Below are 18,909 nucleotides of genomic sequence, written 5' to 3'. Positions count from 1 at the left end.
AATACAGTAAAGCAGGGTCTTATAGCTTCTCTTCGAGCCACAAGTACCCGGTTGCTAGCAAGAATAGCCCGAAAAACCAGGCTGCTGGCCATGGCACCAGTACAGTTTCTGTTGGTTGCTGGCCTGGGCTGGCGGCGGGTGTTGCGCGCCCGGCAGCCGCTAGTTGGCGCTCTTGTAGCTCGGGGCCCTGCCAGGCCGTGGCCGGGAAGACGTAGAAACTTTGGGAAGTGCGGCCGGGGCCACGTACCTGGTGCCAGCCCGGTGCAGCCGGCCAGAATTGGGCGGTGCTCCACTCGGGCAGGCGCGTGTCCTGGCGCAGGGCCAGGCGCACGGCTGGGCCTCCGGCCAAGGCGCCCACCGAGGGCTGGGCATCGGGCATTGCCCCCGTGAGGCGCAGCGTGGTTGGCTGATGCGGGCGGGGCCAGCGCGGGGAAATGTGCCAGGTAGCTGCGGGTTGGGCTGGAGGCGTGGCGGCGGTGAGCAGCCGGGTCCAGAACGAGGCATACACCGGCGTGCGGTCTTGCAGCGTCCACTGGAAAGTCTCAGGAACCACGGACACCACCACGAATCCCAACCCCATGCGCCGGCTGGCGGCTACCAGCGCCTGGCCCGGGCCGGTGACGAGCGGATGCAGCGCCGGGGCTGGGCGCAGTTGAGCTGGCATAGCAGCCCGGGCTTCGGCCGGTGCATCGGGCCAAGCGAGGGCTTGCGGAAGGGCCTGAGCCGCCGCGCGAGGCAGTACTGCAAAATCGGCCCGGGCGGGCATGGCCCGGGGCAAGGTACTGCCATTGGCCAGCACCACCAGCCCAAGCCGGCCTGAGTTGATGGCCGTTTGCAAGGCGCGCACTTCGGCACCCGTCAGGCCGGCCAGCGTCGGCGCATCGGCAATTACCACCGAATAGTGGCTGAGCAGGGTCGGTGTGAGGCTGTTTAACGCCAGCGCCGGCTGATTCACGAAGTCGGTTTGCACCAGGCCGCGGCTCACTGTGGTGCGCAAGGCCACCGGGTAGTGAGCTTCGGCTAAGTAGTTTTTTAGGAATTTAAATTCGAAGGAGGGCGTCGCCGTCAGCAGCAGCACGGCAGGCAGTGGTGCGGTGGTTATTTCCACCGGTACCGGCTCGGCGGCCAGCAGCTGGCCCGGCCGGCGGAGTTGCAGCTCGTAGAGCGCCAGCCCGGCCGTCTTGGGCTGGTATCGCAGCCGGAAGGCCCCGCTGCCAGTGGGCAATCGCACAGAATCGCGGGCGGTGCCGGCGGCCCGCAGATAGACCCATGCCGGCTTGCTCCCTTTAGGAGCCGAGACGGTTCCTTCCACATGCAGGGCTTCGCCCAGCGCCAGCTTCTGCGGCCATAAAGCCGTGCGAAAGCCGCTAAAATCTGGGGCGGGATGCAGCTGCACCGGCATATTGCCCAGCGGTGCCAACTCAGCTGCTGGCAGGCCTTGGCCCACCACGTGCAGGCAGCGTAATGCGGGCCGCTGCTCAGCTAGGGCAAGCAGGCTGGCCAGGGGGCGGGCTTTGGCGGGCGCGGCGGCGGTGCCGTAGTACCACACCGGAGTGCCGGCGCCCAGCCGGCGCAAAAGCTGGCGCAGCGTATCGGGTTGGTAGCCGTCGGTAAGCAGTATGGCCTCGGCGCGGGCCGCGGGCAGCTGGCGCATGGGCGGGAAGGCCAGGAACCACAGCGCCCCGGCAGCCACGGCACCGGCTATTACGCGCGCCCCGCGCTGGCGCCGGCGCGGCCGCTGCCAGGCCAGCACCATCAGCCCAAGGCCGAGCACCAGGCATAAGGCCAGCAGGATGTAATAAACCGTAGGGTGGGGTAGCGTTTGGAGCAAAATTCTAGCGGCTTAACTCTTCAAAATAGCGGCGGGCCAGGCGGTTGGGGGCAGGAGCGGCCAGGGGCACCGGGGGCGGGGCCGCCAGCATATCGGTGAGGGCGCGCTCCACGGGCGGGCGGCACTCGGCGCAGGCGGGGCGCCCGGCCCGCACATCGGCCACCAGTTGCCGAAGTGCCCGCAACGCCGGTAAGTACACGCCCGGCCGCTGCAGCGCCGCACCCGAAAGCACGGCGCCAGCCTGCTCCAGCACGCGGGCATCGGCCGGGTTGGTGCTGGCTGCGCTGGAGTGTTGAGCCAGCCAGAGCAGGGCCGCCCGCACTTCGGGCTGGGTGGCGGGCGCGGGCAACTGCTGCTGGTGCTGGGGCACGGCGGCGCCGGCCAGGTCGCCGGTGAGGCGCAGGGTGGCTTCGGGCAGGGGCTGGAGCACGAAGCCGGCTTTTTTGACGAAGGCGCGGGTTTGCTGCTGCACTTGCTTGAGCAGGCGCAGGGCCCGGTACTCATATGGGAGGGCGGCCGCCAGCTGTCCGGTGCGCAGGCGCAGCTCGGCGGCCCACATTTGGTCGAGCACAGCGCGCAGCTTGGCCTTCACAGCGGGTTCCAGGAAGTCGGCCGTTTCGGAATCGTCGTGCTTGTGCATGTAGGGCTCCATCAGCGCGTCGGTTTCGGCAGTGGGCGAGGCTTTGGCCGACGAGGCGGGCGGCTCGGGGTGGTCGTGGTGTTCTTCCTCGGCGGCCTCGGCGGTGGGGGCGGCGTGCTCAGTGGGCGCGTCTCCCTCGTCTTCAGCAATGGGCGAATGCGGGGCCTGGGGGCCAATGCTCCCGCCCACTTCTTCGCCCATAAACTTGCCGTAGCGCAGGCGGAGCGTCTGCTGGTCGAAGCCCAGGGCATTGGCGCGGTTGGCCAGCGTGGCGGCGTCGAGCCGGGGCTTTTCGGCTATCAGCTTATCGGTGTCGATGATGATTTGGCGTTGGCTGCGGAAGTAGGCAGGCGCCACTTTGATGCCCATGCCCATGTCGGCCTGGCTGTCGGCCACGGCGGTGTCCTGCCACTGCACGAGGTAGGAGTCGGTGCGGGACGAGTGGCCGGCGTTGTCGCGGGCCGCGATGTAGAAATACAGTTCGTCGCCATAGGTGAGGCCCAACTTGGGCAGGTTGAGCTGGCTGGCAAGGCTGATTTGGGTGGGCTGGGTGCCCAGGCCGACACTCAAATCGCGCCGCACTTCCCGGAATTTAACCGCCTCGCCCTGGCCTTGAGCTACTGTAATAACCAGCTCGGCGTGGCTCAGGCCGTAATCGTCGCGCACAGTGGCCCGCACCGGCAAGTCGGGCCGCATGCCAAAGTCCACCAGGGTATAAGGCTTGGGCGTTTGAATGCGGACTATGGGCGCCAGGTCGGCGCGCACATCGATGGCGTAGTCATCGGACACGGTCCCGGCGAAGCGCAGGCGGTAGAGGGTAGAAGCCGCCAAGGTTTGCTCGGCAAAATACACGCCTGGCTGCCCGGCCACGGGCTGCAGGCGCAGCCGCTGCCGGCCCAGCTCTACTTCGGGCGCCGTGCGGCTGGGTTTGTTTACCCGTACCTGCCACCGCACCCGCGACCCCTGTGGGCACTGGAAAGACGCTTGCGTGGGCGCAAAATTGGGTTGGCGGGTGTAGGCCGGGGGCGTCACCCGCACCTGCGTTTCCAAGATGCGGGCCGGAACTTGCCCCGCTACGGTGGGGACGCTGTTGGAATAGCGTACGGCAACTCCAGCCGGCTTCACCAGCTTTTTGGCCAGGGGCAACCACCACACCGCCGCACTGGCCGCCAGGAGCAATGCCGTGAACACCAGCGGCCCTCGGAAGGAAACAGGAAGGGATAATTCCCTGGCCGCTTCCAGCTCACCCAGCCGCCGCGCTACCCGTTGCTGCTGCAGCAGCTCCAGTAAGTTCAGGTTTTCGGGCTGCTGCATTAGTAGGCCGGTGCTGTCTTCCAGAGCCGGAAATTGTCGGTCGAGGCGGGGCGCGATGGTGCCGGGCAGGTGCCGCAGCGGCCATAGCAGCCACCCTATGGCTAGCAGCCCAAGTGCTGCCAATGCAGCAAAGCCCAGTTGAGCTGCGGGCCAGTGCCGGCTCAGCAAAACCAGCAGCAAAGCCCCAGCCGCCGCGGGCAATAGAATGCCGGCCGCGCGCCGCCAGGCATAGCGGCGCCCCACTGCCCGCAGTTGCCGTCGGGCCTGGGCTAAATCCAGCGTTTGAGAAGTAGCTACCGGCTGGCTCATAGAACAGTAGAAGAAGGCAATGCCTGCGTTTCTCGGCGACGGGCCAGCAGGCGTTCAAGGGCAAACAGCAGCCCGGCTACCAGCACCAGCCACGGCCGCAAATCGGATTGGCGGAAGCTTTGCGGAACGGCACTGGCCGTCACAACTGCCGAAGTGCCAGCGGCGGCGCCAGCACTCAAGCGCAGCTGCGTGGGGTCCAGCGCGCGCTGGTCATGGGAAGCCAGCTCTTTGGCAAGGGCAGGCTCGGCAATGTCTACTGCATCAGCTGTTTCGGGCTGCAGCAGGGCGAGCAGGCGCGTGGGCAATGTGGGGTTGTCGGCCAGGTCGCTCCAGGCTGGGGCTAGGCGGGTGGCCAGTTGGTAGAACGCGCCCTGGCCCAACTTCTGCCGCGAAAGCACTGCCCGGCCCCGGCCATCCGTCCACAGCGGGTAGCTGGCCGCAGCGGTTGCTTGGCGGGGCTGCTTGGCACTGTGGCGGAATATGGTTGCCGGAATTTCATCTGCCTCGGTCACGGCCAGGCTAGCCTTATCGACTACGCCAGCCCCGGGAGCTTCTAGCCAGACCTGAGCGCCGGCCTTCACGGCATCTCGCCAGGCGGTAGGCAAAGGAGCATCGGTCAGCCAAAACAGCCAGTCGGGTGAGGTAGTTGGGCTGGGTGGTGTGCTGGTTGTGCTCAAAGCCAGTGGCACAGGCAGGCCAGCGGCGGCAGCCCTGAGCCCGGCTTGCATGTAACGCGCATCCGAAGCATAATCAGCAGTCGCATAAATAATTATGCGCATCGGCTTCGAGCGAACCTGGATGGGGGTCAGCTGTTTGGCGACGGTGCCCGAAGCTGACGTAATGGGCTGCAATTGGCTGCCGTCGGCTTTGGTCTCGAAGCGAAGCGGCGGCACTCCGGCAAGGCGGACAATGCCCCCAGCCGCTTGCCGAGCCACCGATACCACCCGAAACGAGGTCCGGGTTTCGTTGCTTTGGCCCAACAGCAGGCGCAAGCTGTCGCCCTGCAGCGCGGCCGCCTGCACCCAGGTTTCGGCGGCGGCGTTGGGCAGGGCCTGCCAGGTAATAGTAGCCGGAAGCGGGGACTGAATTCCCTGAAAGCCACGCAGCGAGGCTGGCGTTAGTACGAAAAGTGGCTGACCCGGAAACGTGCCGGCCGCCTGCTGAACCCGTGCCCACTGAAAATTCGCCCCTGAAGGGCTTACGGCTGCCAGCAGCCGCGCACTATCGCGCTGCCCCAGCGAATCGGCGCGCCAGGCAGCCCGCGACATCTTGGGGAAGCCCGAGGCCAGCCAGCGTAGCGCATAGCCCTTGCGCCGCAGCGAGTCAACCAGCGGCCGTGATGCCGCCAGGGCGGGAGTGCCAATCAGTTCGGGGCTCACCAGCACTTGGCCCCGGCCGGCCGGCAGCGCCTGGCGCCACACCGGACCCGCCAGCGCTACGGCCAGCACCGAAAGCAGGGCCGCCCGCAGCAGCAGCAGCAAGAGCTGCTCGGGCTTGAGGTTGCGGAGCCGGCGATTGGCGCCGGCCTCCAGCCAGCGGAGGCTGCCCACTGCCACCTCGCGGCCCGGTCGGCGGTTCCAGAGATGAATCGCCACCGGCACCAACAGCCCCAGTAAGGCCAGCAGTGCAGATGGGGTGAGCAGCGTAAACAAGGAAGCTAGGGTCGGGTAAAGTCAGGGCACAGACGCAGGAATGTTGCTGACCATTGCACGCGCCCTCAACAAAGAGCGGTGCAGCGGGAGAAACGGGAATAACAAAAGTAGGCGAAGCGGTCAACCCGTTTGCACTTATTTCTGCATCCCCCTACCTGAACTATGCCTTGACCTTGTCCATACTGCCGCAACTGGCCTACACCAGGGGCTGGCTTATGCCCAACGGCTTAAAAGCCATCCAGAATCCCCTTCAGGTCGCGGGCTTTTTCTAGGGTCTTAAACTCGGCCTGCAGCGACCGCACGCGCACCCGGTCTTCGATGGGGAGCTGGTCGCCCACCTGGCTATAACGGTCGTTGAGGCGGCTCAACACGAGGTTGGCTTCTTCCCAGTTGGCTTTGGTCCAGCGGCTGTGCTGCGCCCGCGTCGACTCAACCAGGCGCGAGTAGAGGTCGGGCAGAGCACTGGCCATGGCCCGGTTGATGGGCGCGCTGGTGTTGAGCAGCTTGAGCTGCACGGTGCTCACGGCGCTGTCGCGGGCTTCGCCCACGAGCACGGTTTCGGGCACGGGGTGGCCCTGCTCGGCGGCCCAGGCTTTGTAGCGGGCCTTCTGGCCCAGGTACTCCCGCCGCGACTGCACGGAGAGGCTGTCGGTGGCGGCATCAAGGCGCTTGGTCATGCGGGTGTAATCGCTCTGTATCGTGCCCCAGTCGAGGCGCACCGTGGCCATGTTCAGCTCAAGCTTTGCATCGACCCAATTGCTGAACGTCCGCAGGGCCTGTTCGGGGGTAGTGGCCGGAGCTTTGCTTTTGGGAGCAGCTGCTTTGGTCGTTACGGTAGTCTTTTTGGCCGTGGTGGTTGCTTTGGTGGTAGTGGCTACCTTGGCAGAAGAAGTGGTGGCAGAGGTAGTGGTTTTCTTGGCCGCTGTCGTCTGTTGGGCCGAGGCGGCGGTAACGGCCAGCGGAAACATCAGGGCGATAAGCGCGATGGGGAGAAGAATGCGTTTCATAAGTTGGGTAAAGGGAAACTATACGAACGTCCGGCTACCGGGCGCCAACCAGGATGGGCAATTACCGGCCCAAAAACATGGTCACTTACGGCTCTGGTTCTTTTTTAGCGAAAGAATGCCTTCGCAGTCGCCCGGTTTCTTCACCTTGTGCCAGTGGCTTTAGCGGTTAACGCCAGCAAAAAAGCCTGGCAATACAGGGTGACTTCTGCCCCTGATTAGCCCAAGCACGGCCGCTTGCCCTACAGCTCAACTCGACAAATTGCGGCGGCGCAGAAACTCCCGGATGGCCAGGTCCAGCGGTTCGGCGGTGTTGAGCTTGTGATAGTCGAAGCCTTTGCGGCGGGCAGCCTGGGCCGTTTCTTTTAGCCACAGCTGCAGCTGCTGCTGGTAGGCGGGGCGCTGCTGGTCGGCATCCAGCTGCATTGTGCGGCCAGTTTCCAAATCCCTAAAGGTAACGGCGCCTTGGTAGCTGAATTTCAGCTCGTTATTCGCGAGCAAATGCAGCAGCAAAACGTCGCCGCTCACGGCCCGCAGGCGGGTGAGCAGGGCATTTATCTCGGATTCTTCTTCATACAAATCGCTCACGCAGACGGTGAGCGAGCGCTGCCTCCGCGCCGTGAGCGGGGCCAGCGTGGCGGCATCGGGGAAGTGGCCGGTGGCTTCGGCCGTTTCGAGGGCGTGGTAGAGGCGCGGCAGCTGGCGGGTATCGGCGCGGGCGGGCAGGTGGCGCAGGCCCGCCGGGCTCAGGATGGTTAGCCCAACGGAGTCGCCCTGCTGGTGGCTGATGTAGGCCAGGGCGGCCAGCAGCAGTCGGGCATATTCGAGCTTGGTCAGGCCGTTGTCGTCGCGGTGGTTCATGCTGGCACTGGCATCGAGCAGCAGGTGCACGGTCAGGCTGGTGTCTACCTCCGACTCGCGCAGGTAGTAGCGGTCGGAGCGGGCGGCCAGGCGCCAGTCGAGGCGGCGCAGGTCGTCGCCGGGCTGGTAGGGGCGGTACTGGCTGAACTCCATGCCCGGGCCGTGCCGGCGGCTGGCGTGCGCGCCGTTCATAAAGCCCTGGGCCGCTTGCCGCGCGGCCAGGGAGAGGTTGCGCAGTCCGTGAAGGAGTTCGGGGTTCAGCATGTGGGGCTTGGAGTCAGAGTGTCTGGTAGGGGCTTGAGGAGTTGTGTTTATCGGCAGTGCGGCTATGCTATTTACCGTCTGTCATGCAGAGCGCAGCGAAGCATCTTATTGCCGCTGAACGACTCGTTCTAGCCTGATAAGATGCTTCCTGCGTCAGCATGACAGACAATTAACGGGCAGTCGATTGAAGTTAGTTGAGCAGTAGAGATGCTTCGACTACGCTCAGCATGACGTTCTATTTCCAGCTACACCGTGACTGCAACGGCTCCTAGCAACGCAGCTACTGCATCATCAGCGGTCAGGTTCTCAGCTTCCGCATTAAAATTGAGCAGCACGCGGTGGCGCAATACTGGCGGCGCCAGCGTGCGGATATCCTCCAGCGTTGCGGCGAAGCGGCCGTGCAGCAAGGCCCGGGCTTTAGCACACAGGATGAGCGCCTGCCCAGCCCGCGGCCCAGCGCCCCAGCGGCCGTACTCTTTGATAAACTGTACTTCCGATGTGGCCGGCCGGGTGGCGCGCACCAAGCGGTTGACGAAATCCATGAGCTCGGGGCTAAAGCTGACCTGGCGCACCAGCTGCTGGAGCTGCCGGATGTCGGCGCCGCCTAGCACGGGCTTCACCTGCTGCCCGTTGGCGCCGGTGGTGCCGCGCAGCACCGCCAGCTCCTCTGCGGCCGTGGGGTAGCCGATGCGCACGTAGAGCAGGAAGCGGTCGAGCTGGGCTTCGGGCAGGGGGTAGGTACCGCTCTGCTCGATGGGGTTTTGGGTGGCCAGCAGGAAGAAGGGCTTGGGCAGGGCGTGCTCGGTGCCGGCGTAGGTAACGTGGCCTTCCTGCATGGCTTCGAGCAGGGCTGCCTGGGTTTTGGGCGGCGTCCGGTTGATTTCATCGGCCAGCACCAGGCTCGCAAAAATGGGCCCGGGGTTGAACTTGAACGAGCGGTGGCCGGTGCCGTGGTCTTCCTCCAGCACCTCGGTGCCGAGGATGTCGGTTGGCATCAGGTCCGGTGTGAACTGAATGCGGCGGAAGGGCAGGTCGGTGGCCGCAGCCAGCGTGCGCACAAGCAGCGTTTTGGCCAGGCCCGGCACGCCTTCCAGTAGGGCGTGGCCGCCTGCCAGCAGCGCTACCAATACTTCATCAAGCACGGTTTCCTGGCCCACAATGACCTTGGCAATTTCGGCTTTGAGCACTGGCAGCTTGGCCAGCAGGGTATTCACTTCTTGTTCAGTCACGGAAAAGATTGGTGAGTTTAAGGGGTAGGAACGCGCCTTGGTGCGTTCAATCGTTGCACGGTGTGGTCTTGGTTGTTCTGCCTGAGTCGTTGTGCTGCCGAACGCGCCAAGGCGCGTTCCTACATCTGGTCATATTCACAAACGATTGAATTTCAACATCAGGTAAGGGCATACAGCAGAATATTGACCCCGAACTTGGTATTGTCTTCGGCCAGAAAACGCTTGTTGCGGAAGTCGTAATCCCACTCGCAGCCGTAGTCTTTATTGGAGTAAAGCACGCCGATACGGCCCTTGATTTCCACGGCTTTCAGGTAGTCGTGCACCAGATCGTCGCCCCAGCCATTTAGCTCAAAGCCCGTGTTGGGCGGGCCTTCTTTGAACTTGAAAAACTGTGAGTAAATCGGGTGGGTATTAGGGATTTTCTTGAGGGCGCCGGTGCCGAAACACTGGCGCATCTGCTCCTCGAAGGACCGGGCAAAAAGCCCGTCGATGTCGTGGTTGCAATCGTCGACGAACACGAAGCCGCCGTTGCGCACATACTGGGTAAAGTTCTTTTTCTCGATGGCCGAAAATTGCACCAGCCGGTGGCCCGACAGGTAGCAGAAAGGGTAGTTGAACAGCTCCGGACTATCCAGAGCCACTACTTTTTCCTTGGGGTCGACGGGCACCGTGGTGTACTGCACCAAGGAGTGCAGCAGGTTGGCCGGCATCCGCTCGTCCACCGCGTCCCAGTCGCCGGAGTGGTATTTCAAACGCACGAAAGTGAAAGGGGTACCGGGCACAGATAACGAAATAGAGTAGTAAAAGGGGAAGCAGCCGGGAAGCAGGGCCGTTGGGCTGTTATTCGGATTAAAAATAAAGGCGTTGCTTTTTCGTTGCAATTGGGCCGCAGTGGCCGGGGCACTTCTTGAGCTGAGTGGGGAAGGTGGGTTGCAACTTTTAGTTGGGAAGCTGGCGTACTCATTGCTACGCCTTCAAGTTGAGCTGTTTTTTAAGACGAAAACAAGCTCCTCAATTAAAAGCATCGCAGCAGTTTATCTCCGTCCATTATTCTATTTTATGCTATGAAAAAGGCCCTGATTATCATCTTGCTAAGTGTGTTGTCTGCACCCATGGCGCAAGCACAGTTTGGAGTAAAAGGCGGCTTGAATGTCGCTGAGCTGACCGGCCGTGAGGGAGAAAGCGCGTCATACAAAGCCTTTTACCACGTCGGTATTTTTTACCAAGCCAACCTGCTGGGGCCGCTTGCCATCCAGCCGGAAGTGCAGTACTCCGTGGCTGGCGGCAACCTGAAATCGGCCTTCACCAACTACGACAGCGAGTTGCACTACCTCACGGTTCCGGTGCTGGCCAAAGTTACCGTGGGGCCGGTGTTTGTGGAAGGCGGGCCGCAGTTCGGGGTGCTGCTCAGCGCCAAGCAATCGGGCAAGCTGCAGGTCGGCCTTGCGCCCGATGGCACTCCCGCCTATGGCAACGAGTCGCGACCCGCCACCGGTAGCTTCAAGCGCGGCGACTTCAGCCTGGTGGGCGGCGTTGGGCTGAAGCTGGCCGGCAACTTCTCGCTGGGTGGCCGGCTGGTGGCCGGCCTCAACGACATAAACGATGTGAAGAACCTTTCCGGCATCAACGACCCTCGCCTTCAGAACCGGGTGTTTCAAGTGTATGCAGCGCTGCAGTTTGGCAAGAAGTAGGGTTGAGATGGTGTGAAGAAAATTAGAGGTTCATGCCGAGCGGAGTAAAACATCTCGCGGGTTGTACTAGCTAAACCGCCTGTCTTATGGCCCAATCGTCTGTCATGCAGAGCGCAGCGAAGCATCTTCTCACCGTTGAACGAGTCGTGCTGGCCTGATAAGATGCTTCGCTGCGCTCTGCATGACAGACGGGGCTAATCATGACAGACGGGGCTAATAGATGAAGGGTTAGTACTGCGGTAGAGATGCTTGGCTCCGCTTGGCATGACGTTCTCTATCCTCTTTCTACCAATCTCTTACCTAGTTAATTAAATAGCGTCGGACAGGCTGGTGAAGGTGAAGTCGCGGATTTTTAGCGGCGGCACCAGGCAGCCGGCCAGGCGCTGCGGCTTGCCGATGGCCTCGATGTTATTGAGCATGATGATGGGGCTCTCGTTGAAGCGCAGGTTTTTGATGGGGAACTTGATTTTCCCGTTCTCGATGTAGAAGGTTCCGTCGCGGGTCAGGCCGGTGTAGAGCAGCGTTTGCGGGTCTACTTCGCGGATGTACCACAGACGGGTGACCAGAATGCCTTTGGCCGTGCCCTTAATAAGGTCGGCCGTGCTTTGGGTACCGCCAGCCATGATAAAGCCGTTCGGGTAAGCCGTTGCCGGTACGTTGCTTTTCTGCGCCCAAAAACGGGTGTAAAAAAGGTCTTTGACCACGCCTTTCTCCACCCAGGTTTGGCGCTTGGTGGGCAGGCCGTCGTCATCGAAAGCATTGCCGGGCACCTCCGCGTTCATGGGGTCCGAGTAGATGGTTATCCGTTCGTCAAACAGCTTCTCGCCTTTGCGGTTGCCTCCGCCTTTTTTGCTCAGGAAGCTGCGGCCTTCGTCGGCCTCGCGGGCGCCCATGCCAAAGACGAGCCCGCCCAACAGCGACAGGTCGTCCCCGGCCATCAGGGCGGCGGGCTCCAGAATCACGGTGTATTTGCCAGGTTCAATGGCTTTCGCACCCACCGAGCTCAGCGCCTTGTTGGCGGCGCGTTCGGTGATGCCCTTGGCGTTGAGCTTGGCGGGGTCAGTCACGTCGGCAATGGCGTAGCCGGAGCCTTTGCCATCGGCCGTGCGCACCGTCACCGAAAAGTCGGTATTGGTAGATTGCTGGTAGGCTTCTAGGCCCTTAGAGTTGCGGAGGGCCACAAACCGGGTGCCGCCATCCAGAAATCCGGCCGAGGTTAGGTTTTTGGCCGCACACACGGCCATGCTGTCGGCCGCGGCTTGGGCCCGGGTGGCCGCCGTGAGCAGGGTAGTGGCCGTGGAGGGCGGACTCAAATACGTTTGGGGGCCAATAAACGGCACATATTCCGGGCTTTCGGGCGCGAGCTTGGCGATTTCCTCGGCCCGCTGCACGCAGCGGCGCAGGGTAGCATCGTCGAATTCATTGCACGTGGCAATGCCACTGCGTTTGCCGAAGCGCGCCTCAACGGCCAGGGACACGGAGTCTTGCGAGCCGGCCGTGCTCACGCTGTTGCGGGCGTAACGGATGTTGCCAGCGGTGCGGCCTCGCAGCGTGGCCGCGCATTCGTCGGCAGTGGTGTAGCTGAGGACCTTTTTTAGTAACGTCTGGGCGTCGTCTTTGGAGAGAATTGCCATGATGGATTTGCAGGATTTGAAAGGTGGAGAACCCCCTCTAGTGTAGAGGGATGTTCGGCTTGACGCTAAACCTTGCGCGCTGTGTTGATGACGTTCACGCCATTGAAGCGCGTGGTCGCCGAGCCGTGGCTCACCGAGGACACCTGCGCCGGCTGGCCCTTGCCGTCGAAGAAAGTGCCGAACAGGCGATAGTCGGACTGGTCGCACGAGCCCGCGCAGGCCCCCCAGAATTCCTGGGTGTTCGACTGGTACGCCACATCTTCCAGCGGCTCCGTGATTTTTCCTTTTTCGATGGCAAAGAATAGCTGCCCGCCGAACTGGAAGTTGAAACGCTGCTGGTCAATGGAAAACGAGCCCGCGCCGGCAATGTAAATGCCTTTGTCCACGCCCTTCACCATTTCATCGACACTCATTTTGGCTTTGCCGGGGCGCAGGCTGATGTTGGGCATGCGCTGGAACTGCACGTCTTCCCACGACTGGGCATAGGCGCAGCCGTCGGATTCTTTTTGACCTACGATGTGCGCCTGGTCCCTGATTTTCTGGTAGTTAACCAGCTTGCCTTCCTTGATAATGTCCCACTCGCGCGTTTTCACGCCCTCGTCGTCGTAGCCCACGTTCCCCACCGAGCCGGGCTGGAGCTTATCGGCCACGATGTTGACTTCTTTCGAGCCGTAGGGCAGGTTCTTGGCCTTCCACTCCAGCGTTGCGAACGAGGTGCCGGCGTAGTTGGCCTCGTAGCCCAGCACGCGGTCAAGCTCGGTGGGGTGGCCCACCGATTCGTGGATGGTCAGGCCGAGGTGGCCCGGGTCGAGCACCAAGTCGTACTTGCCGGGCGTTACCGATTTCATCGTCAGCTTGGCCTTGGCCTGCTTGCCCGCCAGGGCTGCATCGGCCAGCATGTCGTAGCGCAGCTTGTAGCCCACGGTATCGGTGCCCTGCGGGCCGCGCACCTGCTCCGCCGCGTTGGGCGTGAGGTACTCGAAGCCCAGCCCAACCGGCGCGCTTAGCGACTGGCGCGAGCGGAATTTGCCCGACTTCGTATCCACGGCCGTGGCGTTGAACGTCGGCCACAGCCGGTGAATGCCCTGGTCGATGTAGGAGCCGTCGGTGCTGGCGAAGTACTTCTGCTCGTTCACCTGAAACAGCGCCGAGTTGATGTAATTGGCTCCCGCATCGAGCGCCGCGGCATTAGCCGCCAGCAGCAGGTCCACTTTTTGTTTAACGGGCACCTCAAAAGCGCTTTGCTGCAGGGGCGTTTTCCAACTCACCTCGCCGTAGCCCTGTTGGGCCGCCAGCTGCACGGGCACCTTCATCAGCAGCCGGTTGGCCTTGGCAATGTCCACCGCCGCGCGGGCGGTGGCGGCCAGGCTGGCTTCGGTTACCACGCTGGTCGAGGCAAAGCCCCAGCAGCCCGCTACCAGCACCCGAATGCCTACCCCGTAGCTCTCAGTGCTCACAATGTTCTGCACCTGCTTCTCGCGGGCAAACACATACTGGTTGAGGGAACGGCCAATGCGCACGTCGGCGTAGCTGGCGCCGGCCGTTTTGGCGGCGTTTAGAGCCGCGTCGGCCAGGCGTTTTTTTACGATGACATCGGCGCCGGGCTCCAGCAGGCGAGCTGGGTCGACGGCCGTGTGGCCAAAGCCGGGCAGGCTCGGGAGAAACAGCGCACCAGTCGCCAAGCCGGTGAGGCCTACAAAGTCACGTCTTTTCATTGTTTGCAGCAGTAAAGGTGAATCAATAACTTAGGGTTAAAGGAAATGGCAGGGTACCAAAAAGGCCGTCGAGTTGAGCTAAGTCGAAGCAGCTCTACTGGGAAAGTAATCGGATTACTTGCGCAATAAAGGGCTTCAATTTAGCTCAACATGACGGCCCTGGGTTGGTCAATTAAACAGCGTCGGACAAGCTGGTGAAGGTGAAGTCGCGGATTTTGAGCGGCGGAATCAGATTGCCGCCCAAGCGCACCGGCTTGCCAATGGCTTCCAGGTTGTTGAGCATGATAATCGGACTTTCGTTGAAGCGGAAGTTCTTCACCGGAAACTTGATTTGGCCATTCTCGATGTAGAAGGTTCCGTCGCGGGTCAGGCCGGTGTAGAGCAGCGTTTGCGGGTCAACCGGGCGGATGTACCACAGGCGCGTCACCAGAATACCTTTGGCCGTGCCCTTGATAAGGTCAGCGGTGCTTTGGGTGCCGCCTTCCATAATCCAGCCGCCGGGGCGGGGCAGGTCGGGAATGCCGGCTTTCTGGGCCCAGTAGCGCGAGGAGTACAGGTTTTTCACCACACCTTTCTCAATCCACGTCACCCGCTTTTGCGGGCGGCCATCGCCAGAAAAGGTGAGGTCGGGTATCTCGGCGTTGAGCGGGTCGGAGTAGATGGTTACCCGCTCGTCGAACAGCTTCTCGCCCTTGCGATTGCCGCCGCCTTTCTTGCTCAGGAAGCTGCGGCCTTCGTCGGCGTTGCGGGCATCCAGTGCGCCCATCAGGGCGGCCATTAGCGAAGTGTCCACGTTCGAAACCAAGGCGTTAGGCTCCAGAATCACGGTGTACTTACCGGGCTCAATGCCGCGAGCCTTCATCGAGGACGACGCCTTTTCGGCGGCCACGCGCGTGAGACGCGCCGCGTCGAACTTGCTGGCATCGGTATAGTCGGCCGCGGCGTAGCCCGAGCCGGTGCCGTCCGGGGTCCGCACCGTCACGCTGAACTCCACGTTGGTGAATTGCTGGTAAGCCTCCAGTCCCTTCGAGTTGCGCTTGGCCACGAAGCCGGCCGAGTCTACCAGAAAGCCGGCGGAACTCACTTTTTTCTGGTCGCACAAGGCCGTGCTGGCGCCCATCTGGCGGGCGCGGTAGTCGGGGTCGATGGCGGCGGTAGAAGCAGCGAAGGATTTGCTACCATCCAGGTACTGCTGCGGGCCGAGCATGGGCATGTATTCGGGGCTCTCGGGGGCGAGCTTGGCAATTTCCTCGGCGCGCTGCACGCAGCGGCGCAGGGTGGCGTCGTCGAACTCGTTGCAGGTGGCCAGGCCGCTGCGTTTGCCAAAGCGGCTTTCTACCGCCAAAGACACGTTATCCACGGCGCCGGCCGTGCTGATGGTGTTGCGCGCCGAGCGCACGTTGCCGCCAATTTGACCGTTGAGGGAAGCCTCGCACTCGTCGGCTGTGCTAAAGCTCAGCACCTTTTTCAGGATGGTTTGAGCGTCGTCTTTAGAAAGAATGGGCATGATTCTGAAAAGCGAAGGAGTAGATTAACCGATTTTGCGGGCGGTGTTGATGACGTTGACGCCGTTGAAGCGGGTGGTGGCCGAGCCGTGGCTCACGGCCGAGCTTTGCGAGGGCTGGCCCTTGCCGTCGTTGAAGGCGCCAAACAAGCGGTAGTCGCTCTGGTCGCAGATGGCCGAGCACGAGTTCCAGAATTCCTGGGTGTTGGCCTGGTACGCTACGTCTTCGAGCATGCCGGTAATCTGGCCTTTCTCGATGGCGTAGAACACCTGGCCGCCAAACTGGAAGTTGTAGCGCTGCTGGTCGATGGAGAAGGAGCCGTTGCCGGCGATGTAAATGCCCTTGTCCACGTTCTTCACCAGCTCATCCACACTCAGCTTGGCGGTGCCGGGCTGCAGGCTCACGTTGGGCATGCGCTGAAACTGCACATCCTGCCACGACTGCGAGTAGCAGCAGCCATCGGATTCCTTCTGGCCCACTACGTGCGCCTGGTCGCGGATTTTCTCGTAGTCCACCAGCGTGCCCTCCTTGATGAGGTCCCAGCGTTTGGTTTTCACGCCTTCGTCGTCGTAGCCCACGGCGCCGAGCGAGCCGGGCTGCAGCTTGTCGGCCACAATATTCACGAGCTTTGAGCCGTAAGGAATCTTCTTGGCCTTCCACTCCAACGTAGCGAAGGAAGTGCCGGCGTAGTTGGCCTCGTAGCCCAACACGCGGTCGAGCTCGAGCGGGTGGCCCACACTTTCGTGGATGGTCAGGCCCAGGTGATGGGGGTCGAGCACGAGGTCGTATTTGCCCGGCGTTACCGATTTAGCGGTCAGTTTTTCCTTCACTTGCTTGGTGGCGGCGGCCACGTCCTCCAGCATGTCGTAGCTGTTCTTGTAGCCGATGATGTTGGAGCCGGCCGGGCCCGCCACTTTGTCGGCGGCCTTGGGGGTGAGGTATTCGTAGCCCAGGCCCATGGGCGAGCTGAGCGCCTGCCGCGAACGGAATTTGCCCGAAGCCCGGTCAATGGCCGTGACACCGAAGGTGGGGTAAATGCGGTGGATGTCCTGGTCGATGTACGAGCCGTCGGTACTGGCGAAGTACTTCTGCTCGTTCACCTGGAACAGCACCGAGTTAACAAATGAAGCACCAAGTTCAAGTGCTTTTGCATTGACGCTCAGAAGTAAATCAACCTTGTCTTTAATCGGAACTTCAAAGGCGTTCTGCTGGATGGGCGCCTTCCAGGCTACCTCGCCATGGCCTTTCTCCGGGGCCAGCTGCACCTTCTCTTTTTGCACTTTCGAGTTGGCCTTGGCAATCTGCACCGCCAGTTGGGCGGCTTTGGCAATGCCGGCTTCGGTCACGGTGTTGGTAGCGGCGAAGCCCCAGGTGCCGTTGGCAATCACGCGCACGCCCACGCCGTAGCTCTCGGTGCTCGAGATGTTCTGCACCTGCTTCTCGCGGGTGAACACGCCTTGGTTGAGGTAGCGGCCAATGCGCACATCGGCGTAGGTGGCGCCAGCGGCTTTGGCGGCATTGAGGCCGGCATCGGCCAGGCGCTTTTTCATGGCCACGTCCGCCCCCGGCTCCAGCAGGCGGGCGGGGTCCACCAGGTTACCGGCGAAGCTGGGGAGGGTGGGGATGAACAGGGCTCCGGCCGCCAGGCCAGTAAGTCCCACAAAGTCGCGACGTTTCATAAAAGCAGTGTAATCGGATGAACTGAGGTGGCTAAGGTAGGGGCCGAAACGCTACACGGCGTCGGACAGGCTGGTGAAGGTGAAGTCACGGATTTTGAGCGGCGGCACGAGGTTGCCGTTCAGGCGCACCGGCTTGCCGACGGCCTCCAGATTGTTGAGCATAATCACCGGACTCTCGTTAAAGCGGAAGTTCTTCACGGGGAACTTAATCTGCCCATTCTCAATGTAAAATGTTCCGTCGCGGGTGAGGCCGGTGTACAGCAACGTCTGCGGGTCAACGGCCCGGATGTAGTAGAGGCGCGTAATCAGAATGCCTTTGGCCGTGCCCTTAATCAGGTCGGCGGTGCTCTGGTTGCCGCCTTCCATTATCCAGCCGCCGGGAGGGGGCACGTCCGGAATGCCGGCTTTCTGGGCCCAGAAACGGGAAGAATACAAGTTCTTCACAATGCCTTTTTCTATCCACGTCACCTTCTGCTGGGGGCGGCCGTCGCCGGCAAAGGTCAGGTCGGGCACGTCGGGGTGCGTGGGGTCGGAGTAGATGGTCACCCGCTCGTCGAAGACCTTCTCGCCCTTCTTGTTGCCGCCGCCTTTCTTGCTCAGGAAGCTGCGGCCTTCGTCGGCGTTGCGCGCGTCGAAAGCGCCCATCATGTTGCTGAGCAAATCCACCGCTGCGGCGGGCTCGAGGATGACGGTGTACTTGCCCGGCTCAATGGCCTTGGCCTTCACCGACGAAGCGGCTTTCTCGGCGGCCACGCGGGTTAGGCGGGCGGCGTCGAACTTGGCCAGGTCGGTGTAGTTGGTGATGGCGTAGCCCGAACCGGTTCCGTCGGGTGTGCGCACCGTGATGGAAAAGTCCACGCTGGTGAGGCGCTGGTAGGCCTCCAGCCCTTTGGAATTGCGCTTGGCCACGAAGCCGGCGGAGTCGTTGAAAAAGGCGGCCGAGGAAAGCTTCTTGGTTTCGCACAGCGCCATGCTCGCCCCAATTTGCTGGGCGCGGTAGTCGGGGGTGATGTCGGCCGTGCGTTGGGCAAACGAGCTGGGCGAGGCCAGGTATTTCTGCGGCCCGAGCAGGGGCACGTACTCCGGCGATTCGGGCGCGAGCTTGGCAATTTCCTCGGCCCGCTGCACGCAGCGGCGCAGGCTGGCTTCGTCGAACTCGTTGCAGGTGGCCAGGCCACTGCGCTTGCCAAAGCGCGACTGCACGGCCAGCGAGACATTGTCCACCGCCCCGGCCGTGCTGATGGTGTTGCGCGCCGACCGCACGTTGCCGCCGATGTTGCCGTTGAGGGTCGCCTCGCACTCATCGGCGGTGCTGAAGCTGAGGACTTTCTTCAGGATGTCCTGCGCCTCGGTTTGAGAGAGAATTGCCATTTAGGGAGTGAAGTGCAATTGGAAATGCGAGTGTTTTTTTAACTCCCCTCCTTACCAAGGAGGGGACGCTCAACTGCCAAGTTGAGCTGGGGTGGTTGCGGACGTTGCACGATGGGGGTCTGAATCGTTCGTGTGTCGTGCAACGATTCAACCACCCCCGTTTCAGCTGGCGCTGAAACATCCCCTCCTTGCCAAGGAGGGGAGTTGTCG

Annotated in this window: 13 protein-coding genes; 1 reads left to right on the top strand and 12 read right to left on the bottom strand. The window is 62.3% G+C overall.

The window, feature by feature from the left end:
• Positions 1–19: 19 nt before the first annotated feature.
• The 7 genes from LJ738_RS04390 to LJ738_RS04360 all read right to left on the bottom strand — a co-directional run bounded on the left by LJ738_RS04390 (position 20) and on the right by LJ738_RS04360 (position 9,886).
• A complete protein-coding gene (locus LJ738_RS04390) occupies positions 20–1,831 on the bottom strand; it encodes a hypothetical protein (protein ID WP_227785098.1) in 1,812 nt (603 codons plus the stop codon).
• A gap of 4 nt (positions 1,832–1,835) precedes the next feature.
• On the bottom strand, positions 1,836–4,094 hold the full coding sequence (locus LJ738_RS04385; RefSeq protein ID WP_227785097.1) for a DUF4175 domain-containing protein: 2,259 nt from the start codon (positions 4,092–4,094) through the stop codon (positions 1,836–1,838).
• Positions 4,091–5,746: a BatA domain-containing protein gene (locus tag LJ738_RS04380; protein WP_227785096.1), complete on the bottom strand. Its 1,656-nt coding sequence runs from the start codon at positions 5,744–5,746 to the stop codon at positions 4,091–4,093. The genes LJ738_RS04385 and LJ738_RS04380 overlap by 4 nt, the downstream gene beginning before the upstream one ends.
• Positions 5,747–5,973: 227 nt before the next feature.
• Complete coding sequence (locus LJ738_RS04375; RefSeq protein WP_227785095.1) at positions 5,974–6,753, bottom strand: DUF6565 domain-containing protein; 780 nt, start codon at positions 6,751–6,753, stop codon at positions 5,974–5,976.
• Positions 6,754–6,999: 246 nt separating this feature from the next.
• A complete protein-coding gene (locus tag LJ738_RS04370) occupies positions 7,000–7,875 on the bottom strand; it encodes a DUF58 domain-containing protein (RefSeq protein WP_227785094.1) in 876 nt (291 codons plus the stop codon).
• 245 nt (positions 7,876–8,120) lie between these two features.
• On the bottom strand, positions 8,121–9,104 hold the full coding sequence (locus LJ738_RS04365) for an AAA family ATPase (RefSeq protein WP_068193878.1): 984 nt from the start codon (positions 9,102–9,104) through the stop codon (positions 8,121–8,123).
• Positions 9,105–9,262: 158 nt separating this feature from the next.
• Positions 9,263–9,886, bottom strand: a complete 624-nt coding sequence (locus LJ738_RS04360) for a DUF4159 domain-containing protein (RefSeq protein WP_068193881.1) — start codon at positions 9,884–9,886, stop codon at positions 9,263–9,265.
• A 282-nt stretch (positions 9,887–10,168) separates the two neighbouring features.
• Between LJ738_RS04360 and LJ738_RS04355 the strand changes: the two genes are divergently transcribed.
• Positions 10,169–10,795 carry a porin family protein gene (locus LJ738_RS04355; protein ID WP_227785093.1) on the top strand — a complete coding sequence of 209 codons (627 nt, stop codon included), beginning with the start codon at positions 10,169–10,171 and terminating at the stop codon, positions 10,793–10,795.
• A 308-nt stretch (positions 10,796–11,103) separates the two neighbouring features.
• On the opposite strand, the gene LJ738_RS04350 is transcribed toward LJ738_RS04355, so the two are convergent.
• From LJ738_RS04350 to LJ738_RS04330, 5 genes are all read right to left on the bottom strand, one after another.
• Positions 11,104–12,429 carry a TldD/PmbA family protein gene (locus LJ738_RS04350; protein WP_227785092.1) on the bottom strand — a complete coding sequence of 442 codons (1,326 nt, stop codon included), beginning with the start codon at positions 12,427–12,429 and terminating at the stop codon, positions 11,104–11,106.
• Between the two features lie 65 nt (positions 12,430–12,494).
• Positions 12,495–14,144 carry a TldD/PmbA family protein gene (locus LJ738_RS04345; RefSeq protein WP_227785091.1) on the bottom strand — a complete coding sequence of 550 codons (1,650 nt, stop codon included), beginning with the start codon at positions 14,142–14,144 and terminating at the stop codon, positions 12,495–12,497.
• A 172-nt stretch (positions 14,145–14,316) separates the two neighbouring features.
• Positions 14,317–15,651, bottom strand: coding sequence for a TldD/PmbA family protein (locus LJ738_RS04340; RefSeq protein ID WP_227785090.1), 1,335 nt, complete (start codon positions 15,649–15,651; stop codon positions 14,317–14,319).
• Between the two features lie 24 nt (positions 15,652–15,675).
• A complete protein-coding gene (locus LJ738_RS04335; protein ID WP_227785089.1) occupies positions 15,676–17,328 on the bottom strand; it encodes a TldD/PmbA family protein in 1,653 nt (550 codons plus the stop codon).
• 51 nt (positions 17,329–17,379) lie between these two features.
• Entirely contained in the window at positions 17,380–18,699 is a 1,320-nt protein-coding gene (locus LJ738_RS04330) for a TldD/PmbA family protein (RefSeq protein WP_227785088.1), read from the bottom strand.
• Between the last annotated feature and the right edge of the window lie 210 nt (positions 18,700–18,909).

The sequence above is a fragment of the Hymenobacter plasmatis genome, assembly GCF_020711255.1.
Lineage (GTDB): Bacteria > Bacteroidota > Bacteroidia > Cytophagales > Hymenobacteraceae > Hymenobacter.
Note: the sequence above shows the minus strand (reverse complement) of the source record. Positions and strands in the feature narration are given on the sequence as shown.

Excerpts from the sequence above, each read along its gene's own strand:
- LJ738_RS04385 (WP_227785097.1), bottom strand. The coding sequence starts at position 4,094 with ATGAGCCAGCCGGTAGCTACTTCTCAAACGCTGGATTTAGCCCAGGCC.
- LJ738_RS04375 (WP_227785095.1), bottom strand. The coding sequence starts at position 6,753 with ATGAAACGCATTCTTCTCCCCATCGCGCTTATCGCCCTGATGTTTCCG.
- LJ738_RS04370 (WP_227785094.1), bottom strand. The coding sequence starts at position 7,875 with ATGCTGAACCCCGAACTCCTTCACGGACTGCGCAACCTCTCCCTGGCC.
- LJ738_RS04355 (WP_227785093.1), top strand. The coding sequence starts at position 10,169 with ATGAAAAAGGCCCTGATTATCATCTTGCTAAGTGTGTTGTCTGCACCC.
- LJ738_RS04350 (WP_227785092.1), bottom strand. The coding sequence starts at position 12,429 with ATGGCAATTCTCTCCAAAGACGACGCCCAGACGTTACTAAAAAAGGTC.
- LJ738_RS04345 (WP_227785091.1), bottom strand. The coding sequence starts at position 14,144 with ATGAAAAGACGTGACTTTGTAGGCCTCACCGGCTTGGCGACTGGTGCG.
- LJ738_RS04340 (WP_227785090.1), bottom strand. The coding sequence starts at position 15,651 with ATGCCCATTCTTTCTAAAGACGACGCTCAAACCATCCTGAAAAAGGTG.
- LJ738_RS04335 (WP_227785089.1), bottom strand. The coding sequence starts at position 17,328 with ATGAAACGTCGCGACTTTGTGGGACTTACTGGCCTGGCGGCCGGAGCC.
- LJ738_RS04330 (WP_227785088.1), bottom strand. The coding sequence starts at position 18,699 with ATGGCAATTCTCTCTCAAACCGAGGCGCAGGACATCCTGAAGAAAGTC.